Origin of the sequence: Kitasatospora putterlickiae (genome assembly GCF_039527695.1) — a bacterium.
GTDB classification, from domain to species: Bacteria; Actinomycetota; Actinomycetes; order Streptomycetales; family Streptomycetaceae; genus Kitasatospora; species Kitasatospora putterlickiae.
Map to the genome: position 1 here is coordinate 9,021 of NZ_BAAAKJ010000351.1, position 5,873 is coordinate 14,893.

A 5,873-nucleotide genomic window follows, 5' to 3' on the forward strand; every position below is an offset into this window, starting at 1 on the left:
CTGCGCCGGTGCTGGATCCGGTGCTGGATCCGGAACCCGGTCGGGAGGCTGGTCGGGAGGCCGGTGCGGATGTTCACGCGGACACCGGGCCGGGGGCGGGTGCGCGGAGCGGCGGCGCCGGACCGGAGCCGGCGGGCGCGTTCGCCGCGGTGCTCGACGGGCTCATGGGCAACGGACCGATGGCGGGCGGTCCCGCGCGTGATGCCGTGGTTGATGCCGTGATCGATGCCGTGGCCGACGCTCCGGTCGGCGGGTTGGTGAGCGGCGGGTTGGTGAGCGGCGAGCTGGTCGCGCGGTACCCCGAGGGCGGCGGCCCGCCGGGCCAGGACGATCCGGCGGCCAACGGCGGCCTGCCGGTGGGCTCCCCGATCCCCGGGCTGCCGGGCGCGGTGGTCGTGGCTCGGCCGAGCCGGCCCTGGCCCTACGAGGATCCGACCGGTGCGGACGGCGCCGAGGTCTGGGATACGGCCGGCGGGCCGCCGCAGGCCGCGCCCTCGACGCCGGTGGCTCCGACGGCGCCGGCGGCACCGATGGCGTCCGCGCCGTACGTGACACCCGCGATGCCGTCGACGCCCACGCACCAGCGCGCCGAGGGGGCCGAGGCACAGTACGGGCCCGAGGGAGAGCTGCGCACGCCGCGCGTCCTGCCCCAGCGGGTCCGCAACGCCAGCCTCGCCGAGCAGCTGCGCGAGGCGAACGCGCCCTCCGCCACCCCGTACGGCCCGCCCGGCCCCGCCGGGCAGCCCGCCGACGACCCCTCGCCGCAGCGCTCGCGGGCCACCATGGCCGCCATCCAACACGGCACCCGCACCGCCCGTGCCGCCACCCCCCACCCGGACGCGCCTTCCGCAGGTAAGGAACAGCAGTGATGACGCAGCACACCGACACCGAGCGCGACCTCAACTGGCTGCTGGACCAGCTGGTGGCGCGGGTCCCGGAGACCCGGCACGCCATCGTCCTGTCCGAGGACGGTCTGCTGGTCGGGCTCTCCCGGGGGCTGGAGCGGGCCGACGCCGAGCACCTGTCGGCCGTCGCCTCGGGCCTGCAGAGCCTCGCCCGCGGCGCCGGCCAGCGGTTCAACGGCGGGCGGGTGCGGCAGACCGTGATCGAGATGGACCACCTGTTCCTGTTCGTCACGGCCGCCGGCCAGGGCGCCCGGCTCGCCGTGCTCACCAGCGAGTCGGTCGACGCCGGGCTGATGGCCTACGAGATCAACATGCTGGTCAAGCAGGTCGGCCAGTACCTCACCGCAGCACCGCGCAGCGACGCCGGCCAACCGGTTGCGGGTGGCGGTGCGTGACCGTCGACGCCGCCGAGGCCTGGTTCTTCGACAAGGAGGCCGGCCACCTGGTCCGCCCCTACGCCATCACCAACGGACGCACCGGCCCGGTCCGTGACGGCTTCGCGCTGATCACCCTGGTGGTCACCGCCGACCCGTTCGCCGACACCAGCCGGATGACGCCCGAACCGGCCGCGATCCTGGACCTCTGCCGCGAACGCCCGCTCGCGGTCGCCGAGATCGCGGCCGTCCTGGACCTCCCGGTGAGCGTGGTCAAGGTGCTCCTCGACGACCTCGCCGAAGCCCGGATGATCCTCACCCGGGCCCCCGTCGAACTCGCCGAGGCGCCCGACATCGCGCTGATCCAGGCCGTGATCGAGGGCATCCGCCGCCTCTGATCCGCCTCCGCCCCCGTCCGCCCCGTACCGTGTTCAGTTCCCCTTCAGGAGACCCGACGTGACGACCCAGAGCCTGGTGCCGGGCGCGGTCAAGATCCTCGTCGCCGGCGGCTTCGGCGTCGGCAAGACCACCATGGTCGGCTCGGTCAGCGAGATCGAACCGCTGCAGACCGAGGAGCGGATGACCCGCGCCAGCATCGGGGTCGACAGCCTCGACGGCGTCCACGACAAGGCGACGACCACCGTCGCGATGGACTTCGGGCGGATCACCGTCCGCGAGGACCTGGTGCTCTACCTGTTCGGCACGCCGGGCCAGTTCCGCTTCTGGTTCATGTGGGACGACCTGGCGCTCGGCGCGCTCGGCGCCATCGTGCTGGCCGACACCCGGCGGCTGGAGACCAGCTTCGCCGCCGTCGACTTCTTCGAGCAGCGCGGCATCCCCTTCGCCGTCGGCGTCAACTGCTTCTACGGACGCCGCGACTGCGCCCCCGAGGACGTCCGCCGCGCGCTGGACCTCGACCCGGACGTGCCCGTGGTGCTCTGCGACGTGCGGGAGCGCGCCTCCAGCAAGGAGCTGCTGCTCGCGCTCCTCGACCGGGTCCACCGGGACGCGCTCGCCGCACACGCCTGAGGTCGGCGCGGCCTTGGCTTGGCTTGGCTTGGCCTGGCTTGGCTTGGCTTGGCTGTCAGACCTTGGCTGTCAGGCCTTTCGCCGGGGCCGCCGGGGTCGGCTCCAGGTCGTGCAGGGCCCGGACCAGCGGTGCCAGTTCGGGGAGGTCGGCCGCTTCGGTGAGCGTCGCCTCCAGGGTCGTGTCGTGCAACGGCCGCGCCGCCGCGAGCAGTTCGCGTCCCTGCGGGGTCAGCTCGGTGTAGATGCCGCGCCGGTCGTCCGCGCAGAGGTAGCGGCCGAGCAGCCCCCGGTCCTCCAGCCGGCTCACCAGCCGGGTGGTCGCACTGCTGCTCAGCGCTGCCGCGCGGGCCAGCTGCTGCATCCGCATGTGCCAGCCGTCCTGCCGCGACAGCGCCTCCAGCACCGTGTACTCGACCACGGAGAGCCGGTGCTCCGCCTGCAGCGCCTTCTCCAGCGCCGTGTCGATCAGCCCGTGCAGCGCGGCGAGGGTCCGCCAGCCGCCGGCGCGGATCTCGGCGGCGTCGTCGTGGATCCCCATGGCTCGCCTCTCCCTGCTCCGGTAGGTGTTCCCGGTGGAACGTCCTTCCCGGCTCAATTGTGCCATTCGGCGCCGCTTACCTGCTTGTGCAAATATTTTCCTTATGTCCGGTCTTGGCCCGCTTCCCGCGAAGCGGTCTCCGGCAGCCCCGACCAGGCGGTCACACAGAGCGCCGAGGCCAGTTCCTCCCCGTACCAGGCCGCCGCGAGCCAGGCGGACGCGAAGTCGCCGTGGTCGTCCGCGACCACCCGCCCGAAGACGTCGCGCGGCTGGTCCACCGCCGCGGCCAACAGCCCGTCCAGCAGCGCCGCCCCGGTGACCAGCCCCGCCGACCGCAGCCGGGCCCGGTCGCCGTCGACCGCCCGGGAGCCGAGCGCCAGCGCGGCCCGGCCGCCGGTCACCGCCTGCTCCACCCGGCGCGCGAGCAGGTGCACGGGGGTGGCCGGGTTCGCGCCGTCACCGGTCACCGCGGGCGGTGCGGCCGCTGCGGGTGGTGCGGGTACGGCGGACCCGGTGGGGTCAGCGGGGTCGGCGGGGTCGGCGGGCGGGAAGGTGAGGTCCGCCGTCTGGAGCCGCTCCAGGCCCAGGTTGACCCGTCCCGCGCGGTCGGCGGGCAGCGCCAGGGAGGGCTCGCCCCCCGACGTGGACCCGTCTGTCGGCGGCACACCGACGGCCAGCAGCCGCAGTTCGGGGCGGGCCGAACGCTCCAGCCGCCCGATCACCCGCAGCCTCAGGCCGGGGGCGGTGGCGAGCAGCGCCAGGTTGCCCCGGTACGCCAGCCCCGGGTGGTCGTGCGCGGCACGCAGCGCCACCACCGCCCCGTCGCCGTACGTCGCCAGCAGGCGCGGCTCGCCGCCCGGTCCGTACGGCGCCGCGCCGAGCAGCGTCACGTCCAGGAACAGCAGCTCGCTCCCGGCCGGCCGGACCTCCGGCGGCAGCGTCCCCGCCGCGAGCGCCCGCGCCACCTGGGCGGCCGGCGGCTCGCTCCAGAGCCCCTCGAGCGGCTCCGCCGTCCAGGCCGCGCCCGCCGCACGGACCGCCCGGACCGAGGCGCCCGCCCCGAGCCGTCCGGCCGCCGACCTGGTCGCCCCCTGCACGGCCAGCCCGGCCCGGGTGAACTCGCGGTGGCTGAGCATCGCGTCCCCCAGCCGCACCGCCCGGTTCCCGGCTCCGACCGCCTGCGGCGCCGCCGCCGTGGCATCGGTGTGCGGCATGATCTCCGCCATCGTGTGCAGCCCGCCGCCCGCGTCCACCGCCCAGGTGAGCACCCCCGCGTGTGTGGCGGTCAGCACCGGCTCGGCGAACAGCCCGTAGAGCCGCAGGCCGCCCGCTGGCGCGTAGGACTGGCGGGCCGTCCCGCGCAGCTCCGCGATGCCGGGCTCGGCCGGGCCGGGCGCGTGCTCGGGTGCGGTGGCTGCCGGTGCGGCGGCGGCGAGGGTTAGTGCCGCGCTGAGGCCGAGGAGTTCGCGCAGGCCGGCCACCAGGTCGGCGAGCCGGTGGTCCGGCTCGCCCGAGCGGGCGGCGCGGATCCGGGTGACCACGGCCACCGCCGCGGCCGCCGATCGGTACAGGCCCGCCAACCGGGCGCGGTGGGCCGCGCGCAGCAGCTCCGCCTGGAGCACCGCGCCCGCGCCGCCGACGCCCGCCGCCAGTACGGCGGCGCCCACCCGGTGCAAGTGCTCGACGGCGGCCCGTTCGGCGGCGGTGAGCGCCTCGGCGGGCGGGGCCGTCCGGTCCGGTGGGGCCGCCTGGCCCGCCTGGTTCCGCTGATCCGGCTGATCCCGTTGGTCCGGCTGATCCAACTGGTTTGACGGCGGGGCCTCGATGGTCCCCGTCTCCCCGTCGGCGGGCGGCTCGTCGTCGGCGAGCGGGCAGACCGTGACCGCCGCGGCCCGGTGCACGCAGGCGGGTGCCAGCAGGCAGCCACAGCGCACGTCCGCCTGGTCGGCGACCACCCCGCCCGGTGCGTGCAGGACCAGCACCGTCTCCTCGTCGACGGCGATCCGCCACTCCTCGCCCGTCCGCTCCACCGGCCGCTCGGCCAGCTTGGCGGCGGCGCCGTCCAACCGCTTCTGCAACCGTGCCGACAGCCCGGCCACCACCTCGGCGACCACCTCCGGCCTGACCGCCGGCCACTGCGTGTCCGTCACTGCCCCTACCGTCTCCGTCATCGGACCTTCTCCCCCACCCAGCGGGCCAGTTCGAGCGGGCTGAGCGCCGCCACCGGCATCCCGGCCGCGACCAACTGGCCCGCGACCGCCTTCGAGTACCGGGCCGTCCCGGTGTCGTCCAGCGCGGCGCAGCCCAGCAGATGGCAGCCGGAGTCGACCAGCGCCCGGGTCTGCGTGAGCAGTCCGCCGACCGGGCCGCCCTCCTCGAAGTCGCTGACCACCGCGATCAGCGTGCGGGACGGCACGGTCACCAGGCTCCGCGCGTACTTCAGGCCCCCGGCGATGTGCGTGCCGCCGCCGATCCGGACCTCCAGGAGCAGGCCCAGCGGGTCCGTCACCTGGTCGGTCAGGTCGACCACCTCGGTGGAGAAGGCGACGAAGTGGGTGCTCAGCGAGGGCACCCCGGCCAGGATCGACGCGGTCATCGCCGCCCAGACGGTGGACGCCTCCATCGAGCCGGAGACGTCCACGACCAGGATCAGCCGCCAGTCGGACGCCTGTCGGGCCCTGGTCCGGAAGACCGGGCGCTCCGGCACGATCACCATGCCGCCCGGTTCACCACCCGACGAGCCGGCGGTGGGGTCGGCCGGGCGGGCGGTGGCGAGGTTGGCGCGGATGGTCCGGTGCAGGTCCAGGCCGCCGCCGGGGCGACGGCTCGGACGCGGCACGCTGATCCCGGTGAGGGCGGGCCGCAGCCTGGTCGCCAACTCCTTGCTCAGCTCGTCGACCAGACGCCGGACCAGCGGACGCAGCCCCGCCAGCCGGGCCTCGGGCAGCCCGCCCGCGTGCTCCAGGACGGTGCGCAGCAGGTCGACCGACGGACGCACGGCGCCCGGGTCGATCGCCTCCAGGGCGT

General features: G+C 75.6%; 7 protein-coding genes. 4 read left to right on the forward strand and 3 right to left on the reverse strand.

The window, feature by feature from the left end; genetic code table 11:
• The first annotated feature begins 218 nt into the window (after nt 1–218).
• From ABD308_RS32410 to ABD308_RS32425, 4 genes are read left to right on the forward strand one after another with little or no spacing between them, the layout of a single operon-like run.
• Nucleotides 219–869, forward strand: coding sequence for a hypothetical protein (locus ABD308_RS32410; protein WP_344343042.1), 651 nt, complete (start codon nt 219–221; stop codon nt 867–869).
• Nucleotides 869–1,300 (forward strand): roadblock/LC7 domain-containing protein, encoded by a 432-nt coding sequence (locus ABD308_RS32415; protein WP_344343044.1) that lies wholly within the window; start codon nt 869–871, stop codon nt 1,298–1,300. The genes ABD308_RS32410 and ABD308_RS32415 overlap by 1 nt, the downstream gene beginning before the upstream one ends.
• Nucleotides 1,297–1,677, forward strand: coding sequence for a DUF742 domain-containing protein (locus ABD308_RS32420; RefSeq protein ID WP_344343046.1), 381 nt, complete (start codon nt 1,297–1,299; stop codon nt 1,675–1,677). The genes ABD308_RS32415 and ABD308_RS32420 overlap by 4 nt, the downstream gene beginning before the upstream one ends.
• A gap of 58 nt (nt 1,678–1,735) precedes the next feature.
• Complete coding sequence (locus tag ABD308_RS32425; protein WP_344343048.1) at nt 1,736–2,308, forward strand: GTP-binding protein; 573 nt, start codon at nt 1,736–1,738, stop codon at nt 2,306–2,308.
• A gap of 55 nt (nt 2,309–2,363) precedes the next feature.
• Here the strand turns inward: ABD308_RS32425 and ABD308_RS32430 are convergent, their stop codons facing one another.
• The 3 genes from ABD308_RS32430 to ABD308_RS32440 form a co-directional block, all read right to left on the reverse strand.
• Nucleotides 2,364–2,846 (reverse strand): MarR family winged helix-turn-helix transcriptional regulator, encoded by a 483-nt coding sequence (locus tag ABD308_RS32430; protein ID WP_344343050.1) that lies wholly within the window; start codon nt 2,844–2,846, stop codon nt 2,364–2,366.
• Between the two features lie 101 nt (nt 2,847–2,947).
• The gene (locus ABD308_RS32435; RefSeq protein WP_344343052.1) at nt 2,948–4,996 is read right to left on the reverse strand and encodes a hypothetical protein; all 2,049 of its coding nucleotides are present in this window, start codon (nt 4,994–4,996) and stop codon (nt 2,948–2,950) included.
• Nucleotides 4,997–5,013: 17 nt separating this feature from the next.
• On the reverse strand, nt 5,014–5,873 hold an 860-nt coding region (locus tag ABD308_RS32440), incomplete at its 5' end, for a vWA domain-containing protein (protein ID WP_344343054.1).